This is a genomic window from Streptomyces melanogenes, from assembly GCF_014649795.1.
Taxonomy (GTDB): domain Bacteria; phylum Actinomycetota; class Actinomycetes; order Streptomycetales; family Streptomycetaceae; genus Streptomyces; species Streptomyces noboritoensis.
In genome coordinates, this window is sequence record NZ_BMTS01000014.1 from 256,543 (window position 1) to 277,248 (window position 20,706).

General features: G+C 72.5%; 21 protein-coding genes and 1 riboswitch. Of the genes, 10 read left to right on the forward strand and 11 right to left on the reverse strand.

What is annotated here, in order from left to right:
* Positions 1-56: 56 nt before the first annotated feature.
* From IE252_RS28855 to IE252_RS28870, 4 genes are all read left to right on the forward strand, one after another.
* The gene (locus tag IE252_RS28855; RefSeq protein ID WP_190092345.1) at positions 57-1,046 is read left to right on the forward strand and encodes a malate dehydrogenase; all 990 of its coding nucleotides are present in this window, start codon (positions 57-59) and stop codon (positions 1,044-1,046) included.
* Between the two features lie 207 nt (positions 1,047-1,253).
* Entirely contained in the window at positions 1,254-2,948 is a 1,695-nt protein-coding gene (locus tag IE252_RS28860; protein WP_190092346.1) for an AbeC-like domain-containing protein, read from the forward strand.
* Positions 2,935-3,312 carry a hypothetical protein gene (locus IE252_RS28865; RefSeq protein ID WP_190092347.1) on the forward strand — a complete coding sequence of 126 codons (378 nt, stop codon included), beginning with the start codon at positions 2,935-2,937 and terminating at the stop codon, positions 3,310-3,312. Before IE252_RS28860 ends, IE252_RS28865 begins: the two co-directional genes overlap by 14 nt.
* A 3-nt stretch (positions 3,313-3,315) precedes the next feature.
* Positions 3,316-4,314: a serine/threonine kinase C-terminal domain-containing protein gene (locus tag IE252_RS28870; protein ID WP_190092348.1), complete on the forward strand. Its 999-nt coding sequence runs from the start codon at positions 3,316-3,318 to the stop codon at positions 4,312-4,314.
* Between the two features lie 16 nt (positions 4,315-4,330).
* On the opposite strand, the gene IE252_RS28875 is transcribed toward IE252_RS28870, so the two are convergent.
* From IE252_RS28875 to IE252_RS28885, 3 genes are read right to left on the reverse strand one after another with little or no spacing between them, the layout of a single operon-like run.
* Positions 4,331-5,059: an isocitrate lyase/PEP mutase family protein gene (locus tag IE252_RS28875; RefSeq protein ID WP_190092349.1), complete on the reverse strand. Its 729-nt coding sequence runs from the start codon at positions 5,057-5,059 to the stop codon at positions 4,331-4,333.
* Positions 5,047-5,496 carry a carboxymuconolactone decarboxylase family protein gene (locus IE252_RS28880; RefSeq protein WP_190092350.1) on the reverse strand — a complete coding sequence of 150 codons (450 nt, stop codon included), beginning with the start codon at positions 5,494-5,496 and terminating at the stop codon, positions 5,047-5,049. The genes IE252_RS28875 and IE252_RS28880 overlap by 13 nt, the downstream gene beginning before the upstream one ends.
* Positions 5,493-6,029 carry a carboxymuconolactone decarboxylase family protein gene (locus IE252_RS28885; protein ID WP_190092351.1) on the reverse strand — a complete coding sequence of 179 codons (537 nt, stop codon included), beginning with the start codon at positions 6,027-6,029 and terminating at the stop codon, positions 5,493-5,495. The genes IE252_RS28880 and IE252_RS28885 overlap by 4 nt, the downstream gene beginning before the upstream one ends.
* 47 nt (positions 6,030-6,076) lie before the next feature.
* Between IE252_RS28885 and pdxR the strand changes: the two genes are divergently transcribed.
* The gene (gene pdxR / locus IE252_RS28890; RefSeq protein WP_190092352.1) at positions 6,077-7,498 is read left to right on the forward strand and encodes a MocR-like pyridoxine biosynthesis transcription factor PdxR; all 1,422 of its coding nucleotides are present in this window, start codon (positions 6,077-6,079) and stop codon (positions 7,496-7,498) included.
* Positions 7,499-7,789: 291 nt separating this feature from the next.
* On the opposite strand, the gene IE252_RS28895 is transcribed toward pdxR, so the two are convergent.
* On the reverse strand, positions 7,790-8,617 hold the full coding sequence (locus IE252_RS28895; RefSeq protein WP_190092394.1) for a hypothetical protein: 828 nt from the start codon (positions 8,615-8,617) through the stop codon (positions 7,790-7,792).
* 144 nt (positions 8,618-8,761) lie between these two features.
* On the opposite strand from IE252_RS28895, the gene IE252_RS28900 reads away from it, so the two are divergent.
* The gene (locus IE252_RS28900; protein ID WP_190092353.1) at positions 8,762-9,094 is read left to right on the forward strand and encodes a hypothetical protein; all 333 of its coding nucleotides are present in this window, start codon (positions 8,762-8,764) and stop codon (positions 9,092-9,094) included.
* 3 nt (positions 9,095-9,097) lie between these two features.
* A complete protein-coding gene (locus IE252_RS28905; RefSeq protein WP_190092354.1) occupies positions 9,098-10,279 on the forward strand; it encodes a glutathionylspermidine synthase family protein in 1,182 nt (393 codons plus the stop codon).
* Positions 10,280-10,298: 19 nt separating this feature from the next.
* Here the strand turns inward: IE252_RS28905 and IE252_RS28910 are convergent, their stop codons facing one another.
* Both IE252_RS28910 and rocD read right to left on the reverse strand, forming a co-directional pair.
* On the reverse strand, positions 10,299-10,991 hold the full coding sequence (locus tag IE252_RS28910; RefSeq protein WP_190092355.1) for a polysaccharide deacetylase family protein: 693 nt from the start codon (positions 10,989-10,991) through the stop codon (positions 10,299-10,301).
* A gap of 99 nt (positions 10,992-11,090) precedes the next feature.
* Positions 11,091-12,299: an ornithine--oxo-acid transaminase gene (gene rocD, locus IE252_RS28915; RefSeq protein WP_190092356.1), complete on the reverse strand. Its 1,209-nt coding sequence runs from the start codon at positions 12,297-12,299 to the stop codon at positions 11,091-11,093.
* A 111-nt stretch (positions 12,300-12,410) separates the two neighbouring features.
* Positions 12,411-12,500, forward strand: a riboswitch (ZMP/ZTP riboswitch).
* Positions 12,501-12,526: 26 nt separating this feature from the next.
* Here rocD and glyA point away from each other — a divergent pair.
* On the forward strand, positions 12,527-13,798 hold the full coding sequence (gene glyA, locus IE252_RS28920) for a serine hydroxymethyltransferase (protein WP_190092357.1): 1,272 nt from the start codon (positions 12,527-12,529) through the stop codon (positions 13,796-13,798).
* On the opposite strand, the gene IE252_RS28925 is transcribed toward glyA, so the two are convergent.
* The 3 genes from IE252_RS28925 to IE252_RS28935 form a co-directional block, all read right to left on the reverse strand.
* On the reverse strand, positions 13,795-14,514 hold the full coding sequence (locus IE252_RS28925) for a hypothetical protein (protein ID WP_190092358.1): 720 nt from the start codon (positions 14,512-14,514) through the stop codon (positions 13,795-13,797). The genes glyA and IE252_RS28925 overlap by 4 nt on opposite strands.
* Positions 14,515-14,714: 200 nt before the next feature.
* Positions 14,715-15,557, reverse strand: coding sequence for a hypothetical protein (locus tag IE252_RS28930; RefSeq protein WP_229848846.1), 843 nt, complete (start codon positions 15,555-15,557; stop codon positions 14,715-14,717).
* Positions 15,550-16,155, reverse strand: a complete 606-nt coding sequence (locus tag IE252_RS28935; RefSeq protein ID WP_190092359.1) for an RNA polymerase sigma factor — start codon at positions 16,153-16,155, stop codon at positions 15,550-15,552. Before IE252_RS28935 ends, IE252_RS28930 begins: the two co-directional genes overlap by 8 nt.
* 239 nt (positions 16,156-16,394) lie before the next feature.
* Between IE252_RS28935 and trpS the strand changes: the two genes are divergently transcribed.
* Together trpS and IE252_RS28945 are read left to right on the forward strand one after the other, a co-directional pair.
* Positions 16,395-17,405 (forward strand): tryptophan--tRNA ligase, encoded by a 1,011-nt coding sequence (trpS, locus tag IE252_RS28940; RefSeq protein ID WP_190092360.1) that lies wholly within the window; start codon positions 16,395-16,397, stop codon positions 17,403-17,405.
* A 181-nt stretch (positions 17,406-17,586) separates the two neighbouring features.
* Positions 17,587-18,162, forward strand: coding sequence for a 2'-5' RNA ligase family protein (locus IE252_RS28945; protein WP_190092361.1), 576 nt, complete (start codon positions 17,587-17,589; stop codon positions 18,160-18,162).
* Between the two features lie 287 nt (positions 18,163-18,449).
* On the opposite strand, the gene dprE2 is transcribed toward IE252_RS28945, so the two are convergent.
* Together dprE2 and dprE1 are read right to left on the reverse strand one after the other, a co-directional pair.
* On the reverse strand, positions 18,450-19,205 hold the full coding sequence (gene dprE2 / locus IE252_RS28950) for a decaprenylphospho-beta-D-erythro-pentofuranosid-2-ulose 2-reductase (RefSeq protein ID WP_190092362.1): 756 nt from the start codon (positions 19,203-19,205) through the stop codon (positions 18,450-18,452).
* 35 nt (positions 19,206-19,240) lie between these two features.
* Positions 19,241-20,596 carry a decaprenylphosphoryl-beta-D-ribose oxidase gene (gene dprE1 / locus IE252_RS28955; protein WP_190092363.1) on the reverse strand — a complete coding sequence of 452 codons (1,356 nt, stop codon included), beginning with the start codon at positions 20,594-20,596 and terminating at the stop codon, positions 19,241-19,243.
* Between the last annotated feature and the right edge of the window lie 110 nt (positions 20,597-20,706).

Here is a 20,706-nt window from a genome sequence, read left to right on the forward strand (position 1 = left end):
GATAGCCGGAACTAGGGGCCACCCCCCATCACCTGCTGTTCTAAACGGAGATCGCCATGACCCGCACTCCCGTGAATGTCACCGTCACCGGCGCGGCCGGACAGATCGGCTACGCGCTGCTCTTCCGTATCGCCTCCGGTCACCTGCTCGGCGCGGATGTGCCGGTCAACCTCCGTCTCCTGGAGATCCCGCAGGGCCTGAAGGCCGCCGAGGGCACCGCCATGGAGCTCGACGACTGCGCCTTCCCGCTGCTGCGCGGCATCGAGATCACCGACGACGCCAACAAGGCGTTCGACGGCGCGAACGTCGCCCTCCTGGTCGGCGCCCGCCCGCGCACCGCCGGCATGGAGCGCGGTGACCTGCTCTCCGCCAACGGCGGCATCTTCAAGCCGCAGGGCAAGGCCATCAACGACAACGCCGCGGACGACATCAAGGTCCTCGTCGTCGGCAACCCGGCCAACACCAACGCGCTCATCGCGCAGGCGTCGGCCCCGGACATCCCGGCCGAGCGCTTCACCGCGATGACCCGTCTGGACCACAACCGGGCGATCTCGCAGCTCGCGAAGAAGACCGGCGCGGCCGTCTCGGACATCAAGCGCCTGACGATCTGGGGCAACCACTCGGCCACCCAGTACCCGGACGTCTTCCACGCCGAGGTCGCCGGCAAGAACGCCGCCGAGCTCGTCAACGACGAGGCGTGGCTGGCCGACACCTTCATCCCGACCGTCGCCAAGCGCGGCGCCGCGATCATCGAGGCCCGTGGCGCGTCCTCGGCCGCCTCGGCCGCCAACGCCGCCATCGACCACGTGTACACGTGGGTCAACGGCACCGCCGAGGGCGACTGGACCTCCATGGGCATCCCGTCGGACGGCTCCTACGGCGTCCCCGAGGGCCTCATCTCCTCCTTCCCGGTCACGGTCAAGGACGGCAAGTACGAGATCGTCCAGGGCCTGGAGATCAACGACTTCTCGCGCGCCCGCATCGACGCGTCGGTGCAGGAGCTCGCGGAGGAGCGCGACGCGGTGCGCGCGCTCGGCCTCATCTGAGCCCGGCCTCATCTGAGCCCGGCCTGATTCGAGCATCCGCTCGGACACAGCCGTAACGCTGTGAACGCCACCCCCGGCAGCCCCACCAGGCCGCCGGGGGTGGTCTTTTTGGCGTACGACACGGAGAGTGCGCCTCCTCTACGCTGTGGCCTTCGTCACAGGCAACTCGCCTGTGCGCGTGGGGAGTTCGCCGCATCGGGGGGACCGTTGACGCAGACCTACCTGCCGCAGCCGCCGGGCCGTCCGGGGCCGGGCGGTCCGGCCGGTCCGAAGGCGCCCGGCGCGAGCGAGGCCACCCGGCTGCTGTGCGCCGGCGCGTATCTGGACGGGGCCTTCCGCGACGCCGTCATCGACGAGCTGTACGTCCACGAGGAGCGCATCGCCGCCCCCTCGCTCGGCATCGACGCGGCGCGCGTGCTCGCGCACGCCCTGCGCGCCCGGCGCCTGGAGCTCGGCTGGTCCGCCGCCATCGTGCTGCTGTGGATCGTGGCCGTCCCGCTCACCCAGTGGCTGATCCTGCTCTACGTCCCGGCGTTCCTGTTCTTCACCCTGGCGGGCTGGGTCCGGGGCCCGCTGGAGCGGCCGCTCTGGTACCGCAGGATCGCCGCCTGGTACGTGCGCTGGATCGGGTGGGGGTTCTACCTGTTCGCCCTGGTCGTCCTGTTCGGGCCCGCTATCGGGGGCGGTTCGGCGGGGCTCTCGGGGCTGCCCGGGCCCCTCGGCAATCGCCCCTCCGGCGACGAGCGCATCCAGGCCTGGTGCGCGCTCGTCCTGCCGCTGCTGCTCGCCTGGGCGGTCGCCATGCAGCGCGGTCAGTTCGCCAAGTCGCTCACCGAGGAGCTGTCCAGACCCCGGTTCCCGGCGCTGGAGGCCGACCCGGCCGAGGCGGCGGACGGCGTCCGCTTCCGGCGCCTGTCCCGCCGCATCCGCGCCGAGCAGCACGCGCCGCTGGTGCTCTACCGCGTCGCCAACCCGTTCTGCGGCGCCGGACGGCCGTACGAGCCGTGGTCGCTTTCCGTCGAGCTGCGGCCCGGCAAGGACCGCGAGCCCGAGCCGCTCGACAACAGCGCGATCCTGCGCCGGATCGTCCCGCTCCTGGAGGCGCTGCGCGTCCCCTCCCCGCACGGCTCGCCGGAGCTCGCCGACGCGGTCCGCGACCGGCTGCGGGACCTGGAGCTCGACGAGATCGTGTTCCTGCCGGTCGTCGGCCTGCCGACCCGCGCCGCCGCCCCGTACACCGCCCGCGCCTTCGAGGAGCACCGCGCGCACGCCATCGAGGAGGGCGGCGAGACCCGGCGGCACTTCCTGCGGATCCGGGTCGGCGGCTGGGGCGAGGAGATCGTCACCACCGTCTTCGTACGGGTCCACACGCAGGGCGGGATGCTGATGCTGGAGGTCGCCCCGCACGTGCTGCGCCCGGTGAAGCAGCTGTACCAGGACGCCGACCGGGTCGCCCACCGCTACCGGCACAACAACCGCTTCGGCAAGGCCGCCTGGGCGATGGGGCACACCCCGGCCGCCGCCGGGCGCGCGGTGCTCACGCTGTGGCGCGGGGCCGTGTCGCTGTGGCGGCTGGCCACCGGAGGGCACGGCAGGGCGCTGCCGGAGGGGCCGGTCCGGGCGGTGCGCGAGCTCGGCTCCGACAACGACGCCTCGCTCTTCCAGGAGATGGACGTCAGCCGTTATCTGAAGTCGATCCAGGACCGGGTGAACAACGGGGTGCGGCTCGCGCTCCAGGAGGCGGGCTGGGAGACGGACGAGTTCGTCCAGAAGATCGTCAACGTCGCCGAGGGGGCGACGTTCATCGAGACCGCCAAGGGAGCCATCGCCATCGGCAACCGCAACAAGGTGGTCAACCGCACGGAGAGAGCGGGAACGGGAGGCGGCCGTGGCGAAGGATGACGGGCAGGGCAAGCGGCACAGCGGGATCAGCATCGGCAGTGTGGTGGGCGCGATGGCCATCGGCGACCACAACACCGTCACCAACCAGCAGGGCGGCACACCCGCCGACCCCGTCCAGGCCGAACTCCTCGAAGCGCTACGGGAGTTGCGCACCGACCTCGCCCGGGTCGTCGCGGGCGAGCGCACCCGGGCGCTGGACGGCGCGGCGGCCGACGCGGAGGCCGAGATCGCCTCGGCGGGCGCGGCGAGCCCGGGGCGCCTGGCCCGGCTGCGCCAGGCGCTCGCCGACGCGGAGGGCCTCACGGGCGTCCTCGCCTCGGCGGCCGCCGTGGGTCGGACGGTCGCCGCGCTCCTGGGCGGCTGAGCCATGAGCGCACGACGCGGTGGGGGCGCCCACTGGAACGACGAGACGCAGAGCTGGGAGCAGGGCGAACCCCAGCCGAGGGCTCCCCGGACGCCGGCTCCGCCCGCGGGCCCGCCCCCGTCGCCGCCGGTGTTCGGGGCGCCGCCGCCCGAGCCTCCGTACGTCGCGCCGCCCTGGCTGGGCCCGGGGGCGGGATCGGGGCCGTACCACGAGGCGGAGACCCAGGGGGCGTACGAGCTGCCGCGCGATCCGGCGCCCCCGCCCCCGTACGCGCCGCCGGTGGACCCGGGGCGGCGCAGACAGCGGGCGATCGTCGCCGCGGTCGCGACCGCCGTCCTCGCGGGCGGGCTGGCGGGCGGCTGGCTGATGTGGGGCCGGGACGACGGCTCCGGGGGAGCGGCGCACGCCTCCTCGTCGGCATCGGTGCAGGGGAGCGACTCCGGGACACCGACGGACAGCGCGACGGACACGGAGACGGGCACCGCGACGGACACCCCCACCGACACGCCCGGCGAGTCGCCCACCGACAGCGGGTCGCCCGGCACGAGCACCGCCGCCGCCGTGCCCGACGGCTTCCGCCTGGTGGCGGACCCGCTCGGCTGGAGCGTCGCCGTACCGGCCACCTGGACCCGCACCGAGGAGCGCAGCAGCGCCCTCTACCGCTCGCCCGACCAGCGGTACCTGCTCCAGATGTTCCGCCTCACCGAACCCGGCATCACCCCGTACGAGGCCCTGCGCATCACCTCGCAGAACCTCGCCTCCAACCGGGGGTACGAGCAGATCTCGCTGCGCCGGATGGCCGAGGTCACCACCACGGACGCGGCCGAGCTGGTCTACGCGTACAACCGCACCGTCCAGAGCGACCGCATCCAGGGCATCGCCCGCTCCTTCGTCGCCGGGAACGGGGTGCCGTACACGGTGCTCGTGTACGGCCCCGACGAGGACTGGCCCGCCCAGCTCGGCGTCCTGAACAAGGTGCTCGGCACGTTCACGCCGGACTGAGGGGTACGGCCCCGGCTCAGCCCGCGCGCAGCTGCTCCGCGATCTCCCGTACGGCCTTCATCGCGCGGCGCTGGAGGCCGGGGCCGAACGTGACGCGGGCGGCGCCCAGTTCGCCCAGGCGGCGCGGGGTCGGGCCGTCGGCCAGGGCGACCTGGTTGACCGGGGCCGGTACGGCGGCGGCGATCTTCGGCAGGTGGTCGGCGGGCGCCCCGTACGGGTAGACGCAGTCGGCGCCCGCCGCCACGTACGCGCGCGCCCGCGCGATCGTCTCGTCCAGATCGGTGACGCCCTCGATGTACGTGTCCACGCGCGCGTTGATGAAGAGCCGGTTCCCGGCCTCCGCGCGCACCTCCGCCAGCCAGTCGGCGTGCCGCGCCGGGTCCTTGAGGGCGCCGTCGGCTGAGTCCTCCAGGTTGCAGCCGACCGCGCCGGTGTCGAGCAGCCGGGCCACCAGCTCCTTGGGGGCCAGGCCGTAGCCGCCCTCGACGTCCGCCGAGACGGGCACGGAGACGGCCCGGACGATCCGGGCGACCGCTGCGAACATCTCGTCGCCGGGCGTCTCGCCGTCCGCGTACCCCAGCGAGGCGGCGACCCCCGCGCTCGGCGTGGCGAGCGCCTCGAAGCCCGCCTCCTCGAAGGCCCGGGCGCTGCCCGCGTCCCACGGGCCGGGCAGGATCAGGGGGTCGCCCGGGGTGCGCCCGTGGTGCAGGGCGCGGAAGGAGGCGACGGGGGTCAGCTGTGCCATTCGGTCTCTCCGGGTGCGGTGCGGCGGGCCACCATCAGCCGGTTCCAGCTGTTGATGGCGGTGATCGCGGCGATGAGATGGGCCAGTTGGGTCTCGTCGAAGTGCTTGGCCGCCTGCTCGTACAGCTCGTCGGGAACGAAACCGTCGGTCAGGACCGTTATGCCCTCGGTGAGGGCGAGGGCCGCACGCTCCCGCTCGCTGAAGCGGTCGCCCGCGTCGTGCCAGGCCGCGACGAGATCGAGCCGTCCCTCGGTCTCGCCGTGGTCGCGCGCGAGGTCGAGGTGCATGTCGAGGCAGAAGGCGCAGTGGTTGAGCTGCGAGGCGCGGACCATGACCAGCTCCGTCAGGGTCGGGTCGAGCGCCTTCTTGGCCGCCGCGCTCACGCCCGCCAGCGCTCGGTAGACCTCCTGCGGAACCTGCCAGGCGCGGGCCGTCACTTGTACATCCCCGGGGTGTAGTGGCCCGGGGTCATCCGGGTGGTGACGCCGAAGCGGTTCCAGGCGTTGATCACGGTGATCGCGGCGATCAGATGGCCCAGCTCGGTGGCGTCGAACTGCGCGGCCGCCTTCGCGTACACCTCGTCCGGCACGAAGCCGTCGGTGAGGACGGTGATCGCCTCGGTCAGCTCGATCGCCGCCAGCTCCTTCGCGGTGTAGAAGTGCTGGGACTCCTCCCAGGCGCTGAGCTGCACGATCCGCTCGACCGACTCGCCCGCCGCGAGCGCGTCCTTGGTGTGCATGTCGAGGCAGAACGCGCAGTGGTTGAGCTGCGAGGCACGGATCTTGACCAGCTCGTGGATCACCGGGTCGACCCCGCGCCCGGCCGCCGCCTCCAGCTTGACCATGGCCTTGTAGACCTCGGGGGCGGCCTTGGCCCAGTGCAGCCGGGGGGCCTGCTCGGCCGCGTAAGGCGCTTCCTTGCCGTCCTGGCCCTCGTCGTTCTCGCCCACCGTGTTCCCGTTCGTCGTCATGGAAGTGACGGTACGCCGCACATGTCACACGGGTATGGTCCATTTTCATGGTGGAATCCTGGGCCACTTCCTCTGGAACTCCGGCCAAAGTCTTCGGTGTCGACCTCCATGTGGAGGTGGGCGCGGGCGGGCTGCGCGCCGGTCTCATGGACGCGCTGCGCGAGGCCGTACGCAGCGGTCGGCTCGCCCCCGGCGCCCGGCTGCCCTCGTCGCGCTCGCTCGCGGCCGACCTGGGCGTCGCGCGCAACACGGTGGCCGACGCGTACGCCGAACTCGTCGCCGAGGGCTGGCTCACCGCCCGCCAGGGCTCCGGGACCCGGGTCGCCCAGCGGACCGCGCCGCGCCGCCCCCAGCCGGCCGGCCCCCGGCAGTCGGCGCGCCGCACCCCCGCGTACAGCCTGATCGCGGGCAGCCCCGACCTGGCGTCCTTCCCGCGCGCCGAGTGGCTGAAGGCGTCCCGGCGGGCGCTGACGGCCGCGCCCCACGAGGCCTTCGGCTACGGCGACCCGCGCGGCCGCATCGAGCTGCGCACGGTCCTGGCCGACTATCTGGCGCGGGCGCGCGGCGTCCACGCGGACCCCGAGCGGATCGTCGTCTGCGCGGGCTTCGTGCACGGCCTGATGCTGCTGGGACGGGTGCTGCGGGCGCGCCGGGTGAGGGAGGTGGGCGTCGAGTCGTACGGCCTCGACGTCCACCGGGACCTGCTGACCCGGGCGGGCCTGCGCACCCCACCGCTCCCCTTCGACGAACACGGCACGCTCACGGCCGGGTTGGGTGCGGCGAAGGGGCTGGGGGCGGTGCTGCTGACCCCCGCGCACCAGTTCCCGGTCGGGGTCGCGCTGCCGCCGGACCGGCGGGCCGAGGTCGTCGACTGGGCCCGGGCCACGGACGGGCTGATCCTGGAGGACGACTACGACGGCGAGTTCCGCTACGACCGCCAGCCCGTCGGTGCCCTCCAGGGCCTGGACCCCGACCACGTCGTCTACCTCGGCACGGCAAGCAAGTCGCTGGCGCCCGGGCTGCGGCTGGCGTGGATGGTGCTGCCGGAGCGGCTGGCGGGGGAGGTGGCGGAGGAGAAGGGGAACGTGGACTGGTCGTGCGGCGCGCTGGACCAACTGACCCTGGCGGAGTTCGTTTCCTCCGGGGCGTACGACCGCCACGTGCGCGGGATGCGTCTGCGCTACCGGCGCCGCCGGGACCAGCTGGTGGCGGCGCTGGCCGAGCGGGCGCCGGAGGTCCGGGTCTCGGGGATCGCGGCGGGCCTGCACGCGGTGCTTGAGCTCCCGCCCGGCACCGAGCGCGCGGTCATCCAGGCCGCGGCCTGGCAGGGCCTGGCCCTCCAGGGCCTCTCAGCCTTCCGCCATCCGCGTACGGCTGTGGCGCGGGATGCGTTGGTGGTGGGGTATGCGGCGCCTACGGATAGTGGGTGGGCGGGGGCGCTGGATGCGCTGTGCAGGGTGCTGCCGTAGCCCTGCGGGGTGCGGTGCTTCGTCTGCGGGCCGTCCCCAACTGGTCGCGCAGTTCCCCGCGCCCCTAAATGCGGGGATTGCCGCGGAGCGGCATTCTTAGGGGCGCTGGGAACTGCGCGAGCAACCCAGCACGGTCCGCAGACGAACGAAGCGCGGGGTGCAGGGGCCGCAGGCCCCGCGAAGGGGTGCAGGGGGCGGAGCCCCCGCCTCGGGGGCCGGGGCGTAGCCCGGGAGAGCCACCCTCACCTCCACCCACCCCCGGAGGGTTTAGGCGAAGGGGCGGGGTGGGGCCTACTCCGCCGTGTCCACCTGCGGCGCCTCCCCGAACCGCGCCAGCGCCAGCGCCCCCGCCACCGCCACCACGAACCCCGACACCACCAGCCACCCGAGGCCGGCACGCGTGTGGTCGCCCAGCCATCCCACCCCCACCAGCGCCGGCCCGATCGTCTCCCCCAGCACCATCCCCGCCGTAGCCGTCGTCACCGACCCCCGCTGCAGCGCCGACGTCAGCAGCAGAAACGCCGCACCCCCGCCCAGCAGCAACGCGTACAACGCCGGGTTGGCGAGGTCGAAGGAGTCGATGAGCCGCACCGCGACCTCCACCACCCCGAACCCGCACCCCGCCCCCAGCCCGAGCACCAGCGCCCGCGCGCGCCCCGGCAGCCGCCCGGCCACCGCCCCGGCCAGCAGGATCGCGGCCGCGACCGCCAGCAGCGCCCAGGGCAGTGCGGCGGGCCCGTCCTCGTGGCCCTCCTCGCCGGACGCGAGCCCCAGCATCGCGAGCCCGGCGCAGACGACGCCGACGGCCGCCCACTCCGTACCGGACAGCCGCACCGCGAGCACCCGCGCCGCGACCACCGCCGTCACCGCGAGCGACGCGGCGAGTGCCGCCCCGACCGCGTAGATCGGGACCGCCCGCAGCGCCACGATCTGGAGGACGAACCCGAGCCCGTCGAGCCCGAGCCCGGCGACGTAACGCCACTGCCGCACGGCCCGCAGCAGCAGCGCGGGATCGACCCCGGCGTCCCCGGACCCGGAGTCCGACGCCGCCCGCGCCGCGACGGCCTGCAGAACGGTCGCGGTGCCGTAGCAGACCGCCGACCCCAGCGCGCAGATCATCCCAAAGAGCACAGACGGACTGTAGTGGAAGGTGGTTCGGGGGAGTGGAGTGAACGGATTCCGCCTCCCGTACGGCCGGGAACTAGGGTGTGGCCGGATCACGTCCCAGACATACGTACGAGATCACGAGGGGGAGGCCCGCACATGCGCAGATTCCGGTCCACAACGGTCGTGCTCGGCGGCATGGGGGTGCTCGCCGCCACGCTGACGGCCTGCTCCCACGAGCCGGACCGCCGCTGCGTCGACCCCGTCTCGCACAAGGAACTCCCCAAGTACGAGTGCAAGAGCGGCGGCAGCGGCTCGTACTACTACGGCGGCTACACCCGCAACGGCGTCGTCCACGGCGGCTCCTTCAGGTCAGGATCCGGATCCGGATCCAGTTCCTCCGGCACCTCGGGTTCCTCCGCCTCCTCCGGCTCCTCCGGCGGCGTCGACCGGGGCGGCTTCGGCGGCCACTCCGGCTCGGGCGGCGGCTGACCGATGCAGCGGCACCGCATCGACCCGCGCCCCGGCTGGCAGCAGACCGTCGAGGCCCAGGGCCTGATCTACCCCCTGACCCGCTACCCGGACGGTTCGCTCCGCCCGTACTGGGACGAGAGCGCGTACTACTCCTTCACGCTCCCCGAGGTCGAGGCCCTGGAGGAGGTCGTCGAGGAGCTGCACGGGATGTGCCTGGCCGCGGCCGCGTACATCGTCGAGCACAACCGGTTCGCCGACCTCGGCATCACCGACCCGCACCTCGCCGCCCGCGTGGCCGAATCCTGGCACCGCCGCGCCGAACTCCCGTCGATCTACGGCCGCTTCGACCTCCGTTACGACGGTACGGGCCCGGCCAAGATGCTGGAGTACAACGCCGACACCCCCACCTCCCTGGTCGAGGCGGCGAGCCCGCAGTGGTTCTGGATGGAGGAGCGCTTCCCCGGCGCCGACCAGTGGAACTCGCTCCACGAACGCCTGATCGCCGCCTGGAAGCGGCAGGCCCCGCTGCTCCCGCCCGGCCCGCTCCACTTCGCCCACTCGGACGACGACGAGCTCGGCGAGGACCTGATGACCGTCGCGTATCTGCGCGAGACAGCGGAGCAGGCGGGCATCGAGACGGCGGCGCTGTCGGTGGAGCGGATCGGCTGGGACGCTCTGACCGGCCGTTTCGTCGACGACCGGCTCCGGTTCATCCGCAGCTGCTTCAAGCTCTACCCGTGGGAGTGGCTGACCACGGACCGGTTCGCCCCGCACGTCCTGGAGACCCTGGACAACGGCGGCGGCACCGGCAGCACCTGCTGGATCGAGCCCGCCTGGAAGATGCTGCTCTCCAACAAGGCGCTGCTCGCGGTCCTGTGGGAGCTGTTCCCCGGTCACCCGAATCTGCTCCCGGCGTATCTGGACGGCCCGCGCGAGCTGGCGCACACCACCGGATACGTCTCCAAGCCGCTGCTCGGCCGGGAGGGCGCCGGGGTCGAGATCCACACCCCGGGCGCACCGCCCGTCCTGCGCGACGAACCCGCGTGCTACCAGGCCCTCTCCCCGCTCCCGGACTTCGACGGGAACCGGGTAGTCCTCGGCGCCTGGGTCGTCGAGGACGAGGCGGCGGGCCTGGGCATCCGCGAGTCGGCCGGGCCGGTCACGGACGGGTACGCGCGCTTCATCCCGCACGTGATCCGCTAGCGGAGGTCCGGCCGGGCGGCTACTCCGCGATGTAGTCGCGCAGTAGCGCGGGCTTCAGCCCCGCCGCGTCGGCCGCCGCCAGCACCCGGGTCAGGTCGGCCGTCACCGTGTCGTTGAAGTGCAGCAGCACGATGTCCCCGGCCTTCAACTGGGGTGTCGGCGGCGTCCACTGCCCCCAGGTCGTGAGGTCGTACGTCCACGTCACCAGCGCCTTGGACCCGCAGGCCCGGGCCGTGGTCCGAGTGGTGTCGTCGTACGCCCCGTACGGCGGACGGGCCAGCCGGGGACCGTCCCCGAACTGCGCGAGGTGCGCGTCCCGCGCCCCGCACAGCTGCGCCCGCTGGCCCGCCGCGTCGAGCTTCGTCAGGTCCGGGTGGTCGACCGTGTGGTTCTCGATCCGCGACGGCCCGTGGTCGAGGAGCGTGTGGAAGTACCCGGCGTCGTACGAGTACGCCCCCGGCAGCACGAACAGCGAAGCAGGAACCTGCCGTTCGAGCAGCAGCCGCTGGGCGGCCGGGTCGTGGTTCCAGCCGTCGTCGATGGTGATGAAGACGACCGGCTTGTCGGTCTGGACGTGGGTGACGACGGGCACCGGCTCGGGCCAGTCCGCCCGCGCGGGCCCGACGGGCCCGGCGAGCACCAGCAGCGGAACGAGCAGGGCGAACGCGGCGCGGGCCACGGAGGCGACGCGCGCTGTGCGGGGTCTCGGCATGGCGGCATCATTGGTCTGGACCATCGCTGTTGTCAACGGTCTTGTTCCAGAAGCCGGTTGTGCCGGTGACCGGCCGAGCCCCGCACAGCCCGCCCCGGGCTACTCGTGCGCCAGCACCGCCCGCAGCTGGTCGAGCCCCCAGTCCAGGTCCTCCTTGCTGATCACCAGCGGCGGGGCGATCCGGATCGTCGAGCCATGGGTGTCCTTGACCAGGACGCCCCGGTCCATGAGCTGTTCGGAGATCTGCCGCCCCGTCCCGTACGACGGGTTGATGTCGACGCCCGCCCACAGGCCGCGCCCGCGCACCGCCTCGACCGCGCCGGTGCCGGCCAGCAGCCCCAGCTCGTGGTGGAGGTGCTCACCGAGCTCGGTCGCCCGCTGCTGGTACTCACCGGTGCGCAGCATCGCGATGACCTCCAGGCCGACCGCGCACGCCAGCGGGTTGCCGCCGAAGGTCGACCCGTGCTCGCCGGGGCGGAACACCCCGAGCACCTCCGCCGAGCCCACCACCGCCGAGACCGGCACGACCCCGCCGCCGAGCGCCTTGCCCAGCACATACAGATCGGGCACCACGTCCTCGTGCTCGCACGCGAACGTCTTCCCGGTCCGGCCGAGCCCCGACTGGATCTCGTCCGCGATGAACAGCACGTTCCGCTCGCGCGTCAACTTCCGTACGCCCGGCAGATATCCGTGCGGCGGCACCAGCACCCCGGCCTCGCCCTGGATCGGCTCAAGGAGCACCGCCACGGTGTTCTCCGTGACGGCCGCCGAGAGTGCGGTCAGGTCCCCGTACGGCACGATCTCGAACCCCGGGGTGTACGGCCCGTAGTCCGCGCGGGCCTCCGGGTCCGTGGAGAAGCTGACGATCGTGGTGGTGCGCCCGTGGAAGTTGTTGGCGGCGACCACGATCTTCGCCATCCCGTCCGGCACGCCCTTGACCCGGTACCCCCACTTCCGGGCGGTCTTCACGGCCGTCTCGACGGCCTCCGCCCCGGTGTTCATGGGCAGCACCATCTCCTTGCCGCACAGCTCGGCGAGCTGTCCGCAGAACTCGGCGAACCGGTCGTGGTGGAACGCCCTCGACGTCAGCGTCACTCTCTCCAGCTGCGCCTTGGCCGCGTCGATCAGCCGGCGGTTGCCGTGCCCGAAGTTCAGCGCCGAGTACCCGGCGAGCATGTCGAGGAAGCGGCGCCCCTCGACATCGGTCATCCACGCGCCCTCGGCCGAGGCGACGACGACGGGCAACGGATGGTAGTTGTGCGCACTGTGAGCCTCGGCAGAGCGGATGGCGTCCGATGTAGTAGACACGGGGTCTCCGTTTCATCGTGCGGCGTGGGACTGGGGTTGCGCCCAGTTTCCCTCGTCGCTCGGATGCTGGACGAGGAAACCTTGATTCTCGGCGCGCCCGTTAGGGTGGGTGGTACGTACGGCGACTGGCGCACGGGGAAGCGACCCCGGGGAAGCCGTGCGTGACATGCGCACGAGGTGCCGCCCGCCTGGGCACCCCGGGACCACGACGGACCCCGGAGGACGCCATGAGCCTGCCCCTTTCCCACCCGGCCCTTTCCGCCACCGACCCCGAACTCGCCGCGCTCGTCGCCGCCGAGGAACGGCTGCAGTCGGACACCCTGCGGCTGATCCCCAGCGAGAACTACGTCTCGCAGGCCGTCCTCGAAGCCTCCGGCACGGTGCTGCAGAACAAGTACAGCGAGGGCTACTCGGGGCGCCGGTACTACGAGGGCCAGCAGAACATCGACCAGGTCGAGACGCTCGCCGTGGAGCGGGCCAAGACGCTGTTCGGCGTCGAGCACGCCAACGTCCAGCCCTACTCCGGCTCGCCCGCCAACCTCGCCGTCTACCTCGCCTTCGCCGAGCCCGGCGACACCGTGATGGGCATGGCCCTGCCGATGGGCGGCCACCTCACCCATGGCTGGGGCGTCTCCGCGACCGGCAAGTGGTTCCGCGGCGTCCAGTACGGCGTACGCCACGACACCGGCCTCATCGACTTCGACGAGGTACGCGAACTCGCCCTCAAGGAACGACCGAAGATCATTTTCTGTGGTGGCACCGCCCTTCCCCGCACCATCGACTTCGCGGCCTTCGCGGAGATCGCCCGGGAGGCGGGCTCCGTCCTGGTCGCCGACGTCGCGCACATCGCGGGCCTGATCGCCGGTGGCGCCCACCCGTCCCCGGTCCCGCACACGGACGTGATCTCCACGACCACCCACAAAACCCTGCGCGGCCCGCGCGGCGCGATGCTCATGTCCCGCGAGCAGCACGCCAAGGCCATCGACAAGGCCGTCTTCCCCGGCCTCCAGGGCGGCCCGCACAACCAGACCACCGCCGCGATCGCCGTCGCCCTCCACGAGGCGGCCCAGCCCTCCTTCCGCGACTACGCCCAGGCCGTCGTCGCCAACGCCGGGGCCCTCGCCGAGCAGCTCCTCGCGCGCGGCTTCGACCTGGTCTCCGGCGGCACGGACAACCATCTGATCCTGATGGACCTCACCCCCAAGGACGTCCCCGGCAAGGTCGCCGCGAAGGCCCTCGACCGGGCGGGGATCGTCGTCAACTACAACACCGTCCCGTACGACCCGAGGAAGCCGTTTGACCCCTCGGGCATCCGGATCGGCACCCCGTCGCTCACCTCCCGCGGTCTCGGTACGCAGCACATGGCTGCCGTGGCCGACTGGATCGACCGGGGCGTCACCGCGGCCCGCACCGGCGACGAGGACGCCCTCGCGGCCATCCGCGCCGAGGTGGCCGAACTGATGGCGGCGTTCCCGGCACCGGGCCTTCCGACGGACTAGGCACCACCGTCCCGGCCGTCTCCGCCTTCCCGGTCGTCCACGTCCCGTAGCTCCTGGCGCGGCCCCTTGTCGCGGTTGCGCCAGGAGGCGGTGACGGTGGCCGGGAGGTGGGTTGCCCACGGTCGTATGAGCAGGGCGAGTGCGGCGCCGATGGTCAGGCCCGGCAGGGCCCACCACCAGCCGGTCGTCGTCGAGTTGGTGGAGGCGCTCTTGCCGGCCGTTATGGTCGCCGACTCCACCTGCTCCGGCTCCGGCTCGGCCGGTGGCGTCGTCCACTCCTGTGGCGCCACCCCGGTGGAGCCGGTGCCCGTGACCGGGCCCATCACCCCCAGTTTCTTCAGCAGTGCCCGCAGTTCGGCGGGGCTCTGGGAGCGGTGCCAGTAGCCGTTGAAGGTGCGGGAGAGGTCGGCCGCCGTGTGTATCCAGACCGTGGTGGTGTCGTCGCTGGTGAACACGCGGTCCAGCCGCCATGGGGCAATGTCGTGGGCCATCCAGGTCACATTGATCTGGCGGGAGTGCATCGCCGCGTCCAGCGACGGCGGGCGCTCCTTCTGACCCTGGTTCGGCTGGCCGAGCAGGGTCATCAGCGTCGAGTAGTCCGCGTCCGAGGAGTAGCGCGCGGCCGTCTGCTGGCTCTCCGGGGACACGATCAGCACGCTGGTCGGGCCGCCCGCGTGTGCGGTCGGTGCGGCCAGCAGGCCCAGTGCCACAGCCACGGCGAGGGACAGGATCCCCCGCACCACGGGCCCGCCGCGCCTTCGCCCGCCCGGGCCCCGGCCCCGTACCGCCGAACCAGTCCTCGTCGTCCCCGTCCGTGCTCCTCGCCACCGCATGGGATCCCCCAGCCGCCCCCGGTACGGGCCCTCCGTACCGCGTCACTTCTGGTACACCGCCCGAGCCGCCGGGGTTCCCGGTTTCAGGGGGTCGAATTCGCGATCTCCTGTGCCCGGGACTTCGACGGCTCGCCCTCAAGGCGCAGGGTCAGCTCGCCGTGCTTCTGCCAGACCAGCGTCGGGCCCGCCGTCCGCACCACCGGCTCGTACGGCTTCCCCTCCTCGTCCTGGAGGAGCATCCGCAGCTCATGGGGCTCGGCGAACCACAGCGCCGAGTCGTCGCCGTGCACCCGCGCCGACTCCCAGGGCACGTGGATCGTCTTGTAGAAGAGCGGGGCGGGTGTCGCCCGGAACTCATCGATCCGGATCGTCCGGCCGCCGTCCGGGTGCCAGCAGACCGACAGGATCCGGCGGTCCGCCGAGACCGAGGCGCCCGCCGGTCGGCCCAGCGCCGACGGCAGCAGCGGATCGAACCCGGCCCGCGCCGCCGCCTCCAGCACCGAGAGCGGACCCGTCCCGCCCGTGCACTCCGGCGCCCCGCCACCGGGCGATCCGGCGCGCGTCGCCGTGGGGTCGACCCGGGCGGCCACACCGCCGAAGCCGAACCAGTCCGCCACCGCCGCGCGGACCGGGGGAGTGAGGACGAGGATCACCAGCAGGCCCGAGAGCGCGGCCGCGAGGGCGCGCCGGCGGCGCCGGGCCCAGGCGCGGGCCCTTGCCCAGCGGCCCGGCGGCTCGGCCACCGGCACCGGCACGTGCTCCGCGAGGATCCGGGCCAGCACCCGCTCGGCCATCGACTCGCCGTCCACATCGGGCACGCGGATGCCGCGGCCCAGCGCCCGCAGCTCCTCCGGCAGCGAGGTGCCGCCGGGGCGGCCATCGGTGTGGCCGCCGTCCTTGCGACGGTCGTCGGCGTCTTCACTCATCCCCCTTCTCACCTCCTCCCAGGACGTCCGGCGGCAGGATCCGGCCCAGTTTCCGCAGCGCCCGGTTGAGCCGGGACTTCACCGTGCCGCGCGCCCAGCCCAGCGCGGCCGCCGTCTCCGCCTCGTCCATCTCCAGGAGATAGCGGCAGGTCACGACCTGGCGGTGCTCCTCGCTCAGCTCGTCGAGCGCGGCCGTGAGCTGCGCGCGGCGCTCCTCCTCGACCGCGGCGACCGCCGGGTCCGCCGATTCCGGTATCAACGGCTCGGCCTCCGTCAGCGCCGCCTCCCGGCCCGTGGCGGCGCGGTGGCGGGCCGAGGAGCGCACTGTGTTCCTCGTCTCATTCACCACGATCCGTATCAACCAGGGCCGGAACGGCGAGCCGTCCCGGAAGCGGCCCAGCGTGCAGTACGCCTTGAAGAACGCGGACTGCACCACGTCCTCCGCGTCCGCCCCCGCGCCGAACGCCGCCGCGACCCGTAGCGCCGGGGCCGTGTGGGCGCGCACCAGCTCCGCGTACGCCTCCGCCTCCCCGGCGCGTACGCGTGCGATCACCGCGGCCTCGTCGACGTCGATCCGGCCCCCCTCCCGCGTCCTCACACCTCACATACACCGCCCGGCGCGGATCGGTTCCCACTCGTTCCGGACACGTTCCCGGTGCCCGCGCCGACTCGTTCGTGTGGAGCCCCCGGCCCCTTCGTGGGTTCGTCCCTGGAGCCGGGTGCGGGTTCGTATCCACAACCGTTTCCGACCTCTCCGCACCACCTGAGAGAATGATGAGCATGGCCTCTGATCGCCCGCCCGTCGCCCACCACCACCCTCAAGGGAATGGCTTCGCCATGCAGCATCGCCCGCGAGTGCTCTCCGGAATCCAGCCCACCGCAGGCTCGTTCCACCTCGGCAACTACCTCGGCGCGGTCCGCCAGTGGGTGGCGCTGCAGGAGTCCCACGACGCGTTCTACATGGTCGTGGACCTGCATGCGATCACCGTTCCGCAGGACCCGAAGGAGCTGCGGGCCAACACGCGGCTCGCCGCCGCCCAGCTGCTGGCCGCCGGGCTCGACCCGGAGCGCTGCACGCTCTTCGTGCAGAGCCACGTGCCGGAGCACGCCCAGCTCGCCTGGGTCATGAACTGTCTGGCGGGCTTCGGCGAGGCGTCCCGTATGACGCAGTTCAAGGACAAGTCGGCGAAGCAGGGCGCCGACCGCGCCACCGTCGGCCTCTTCACGTACCCGATCCTCCAGGTCGCGGACATCCTGCTCTACCAGGCCAACGAGGTCCCGGTCGGCGAGGACCAGCGCCAGCACGTCGAGCTCACCCGTGACCTGGCCGAGCGGTTCAACGGCCGGTTCGGGGACACGTTCAAGATCCCCAAGCCGTACATCCTCAAGGAGACGGCGAAGATCTACGACCTGCAGGACCCGTCGATCAAGATGAGCAAGTCGGCGTCCACGCCGAAGGGCCTGATCAACCTGCTCGACGAGCCGAAGACCACGGCCAAGAAGGTCAAGAGCGCGGTCACCGACACGGACACGGTGATCAAGTACGACGCCGAGAACAAGCCGGGCGTCTCCAACCTGCTGACCATCTACTCCACCCTCACCGGCAAGACGATCGCCGAGCTGGAGACGGAGTACGAGGGCAAGATGTACGGGGCGCTGAAGACGGACCTCGCCGAGGTGATGGTGGAGTTCGTCACGCCGTTCCGGGACCGGACGCAGGAATATCTGGACGACCCCGAGACGCTGGACTCGGTCCTGGCCAAGGGTGCGGAGAAGGCGCGGGCGGTCGCCGCCGAGACGCTGGCCACGGCATATGAGCGGGTCGGGTTCCTGCCCGCCAAGCACTGAGCCGCGCGGTGGGGCGGGGCGGGGGGGCGTGCGGCGCGCGGGCATGGCCCGTGGGCCGGGGCGTGCCCCGGGCCGTGTGACCTGTGGCCCCGCCGAGGGCTCTGGCCAGAACGGCGGCGCGCCCGCCACACTGCACACTGACGGACACAGACGTACCCGGACAACGACGGAGGAGAACGACGTGGGGACCGTAACGCTCGGCGTTTCGATCGCGGTCCCGGAGCCGTACGGCAGCCTGCTCCAGGAGCGGCGCGCGGGCTTCGGGGATCCCGCCGCGTACGGGATTCCCACGCACGTCACCCTCCTTCCGCCGACCGAGGTCGACGCGGCGTGCCTGCCCGCGATCCGGGCGCATCTGGCCGAGGTCGCCGCGGCGGGGCGGGCGTTTCCGATGCGGCTGTCCGGGACGGGGACGTTCCGGCCACTGTCGCCGGTGGTGTTCGTGCAGGTCGTCGAGGGTGGGGCGGACTGTGCGTGGTTGCAGCAGCGGGTGCGGGATTCGGCGGGGCCGCTCGTGCGTGATCTGCAGTTTCCATACCACCCGCATGTGACCGTGGCGCACGGGATCTCCGAGGAGGGGATGGACCGGGCGTTCGCCGAGCTGGGGGGGTTCGAGGCGGAGTGGACGTGTGGGGGGTTCGCTCTGTATGAGCAGGGTGGGGACGGGGTGTGGCGGAAGCTGTACGAGTATGGGTTTGGGTTGAGTGGGGTGCCGGTGCAGGGCGGGTCTCGGGATGAGCCGTCTGTTCGGGCGTGAGGCTTCCCCACCCCGCCCCTTCCCTTAACCCTCCGGGGGTGAGGGGGAGGAAGGTTCGTTCCCGGGGGCTTCGCCCCCGGACCCCCTTGCGGGGGCCTGCGGCCCCTGCGCCCCGCTTCGGGGCTCCGCCCCGGACCCCGTTCGTTCGTCTGCGGACCGTGCTGGGCTGGTCGCGCAGTTCCCCGCGCCCGTGAAGGGCGGGGCCTGCGGCCCCTGCCCCCGTCTGTGCGGATGGCCCTGCGCGCCGCCTCGCTGGCGGGTGGGTGGGTTTCTCGGGGCTCTGCCCCCTACACCGGCAACCTCCGGAAAATCGGCCGCGGCACATGCCTCAGTGCCGACATCACCACCCTCAGGGCCCCGGGCACCCACACCACCTCCGACCGCCTTCTCAGGCCCGTCTCGATCGACTCCGCCACCGCCTCGGGGGTCGTCGCCAGGGGGGTCTCCGGGAGGCCCAGGGTCATCTTGGTGCGGACGTAGCCGGGGCGGACCACCATGACGTGGACGCCGGAGCCGTGGAGGGCGTCGCCGAGGCCTTGGGTGAAGGCGTCCAGGCCCGCCTTGCTGGAGCCGTAGATGAAGTTGGTGCGGCGGGCGCGTTCGCCCGCTACCGAGGAGAGCACCACCAGGGAGCCGTGGCCCTGGGTCTGGAGGGCCTTCGCGCAGATCAGGGACGCCGAGACCGCGCCCGTGTAGTTCGTCTGCGCGACCCGTACCGCCGCAAGGGGCGACCCCTCGTCCCGTACCTGGTCGCCCAGGATCCCGAACGCCAGCAGGACCATGTCGATGTCGCCCTGGGCGAAGACCTTGTCCAGGGCCGTCTCGTGCGAGGCCGCGTCCAGCGCGTCGAACGCCAGCGTGTGCACGTCCGCGCCCAGCTCCCGCAGCCCCGCCGCGGCCGCGTCCAGCGCGGGCGACGGGCGGCCCGCCAGCCAGACCGTACGGGTCCGGCGGGCCACCAGCCGGCGCGCCGTCGCCAGGCCGATCTCGGACGTACCGCCCAGGACCAGCAGGGACTGCGGGGCGCCGAATGCGTCCTTCATCTCGTAACTCCTCACTCCTCAGTGGATGGCGAACGTCAGAGGTTCAGGCGGCGGGAGAGGTCTGAGGTGAAGACCCCCTCCGGGTCCAGTTCGCGGCGCAGGCGGCGGAATTCCGGCAGCTTCGGATACATCCCCACCAGTACCTCCGGGCGTACCCTCGCGTCCTTCGCCAGGTAGACCCGGCCACCCGCTGCCGCCACCTCCTCGTCCAGCTCGTCCAGGAAGCCGCCCAGGCCCGGCAGGGTCGCCGGGATGTCCAGGGCCAGGGTCCAGCCGGGGCGCGGGAAGGAGAGCCAGCCGGGGTCGGACTCGCCGAAGCGTTTGAGGACCGCCAGGAAGGACGGGCAGCCCCGATGCGCGATGCGGCGTACCACGCGGCGCAGCGCCTCCTCCTGGCCGTGGCCGACCACGAACTGGTACTGGACGAAGCCGCCCCTGCCGTAGATCCGGTTCCAGTGCGGGACGCCGTCCAGGGGGTGGAAGAACGCCGCGATCGACTGGAGCTCGCCCGTGCGGTGCCTCGGGGCCTTGCGGTACCAGAGTTCGTTGAACGCCCTGACTGTTGCCTTGGTCAGGAGGCCCGGTGGGAAGTGGCTTGGCACGAAGGGGAGGTGGGGCGCTTTGAAGCGTAGGGGGGCGCCCTGCGCGCGCCTTGGTAGTGCCTCCAGTGGTGCGTGGTCGCCCCTCGTCAGGACCGCTCTGCCCGTCCTCGCGCCCCGCGCCAGCAGGTCGATCCACGCCACCGAGTAGCGGTAGCGGTGGTCCGTCGCCGTCAGCCTCGCCATCAAGTCGTCGAGGTCCGTCGCCCGTTCCGTGTCCACCGTCATCAACGACGTCTGTACGGGGTGGAGTTGGAGCTCGGACGCGAGGATCACCCCCGTCAGGCCCATTCCGCCCGCCGTCGCCCTGAAGAGGTCGTCCGTGGGCTTCAGCCTGCGGACCTCGCCGTTCGCCGTCAGCAGGTCCAGCTCGCGCACATGGCGCGAGAACGCGCCCGAGCCGTGGTGGTTCTTGCCGTGGATGTCCGCGCCGATCGCGCCGCCGACCGTGACGTACCGCGTCCCGGGCGTCACCGGCACAAACCAGCCCAGCGGCAGCAGGACTTCCATCAGGCGGTGCAGGCTGACGCCCGCCTCGCAGACCACCACGCCCGCCTCGGCATCGATCGTGCGGATGCGATCCAGGCCGGTCATGTCCAGGACGGCGCCGCCCGCGTTCTGCGCGGCGTCGCCGTACGCCCGGCCCAGGCCCCGTGCGATGGACCCGCGCGCCCCGCCCGCGAGGACGGCGGCCACCGCCTCCTCGTACGTACGCGGGCGGACCAGCCGGGCGGCCGTCGGGGCGGTGCGGCCCCAGCCGGTCACGGGGGTCGGGGGAGTGGCGGCAGGCATGGGAGCGACCGTAGCGAGGGTTCTGCTCTACGTGCGGTGCTATGCCCTATTCATTGAGATACTCACCGAAATGGGTGATTGAGTGAGTGTCAAGCGGCATTGACGCGCAT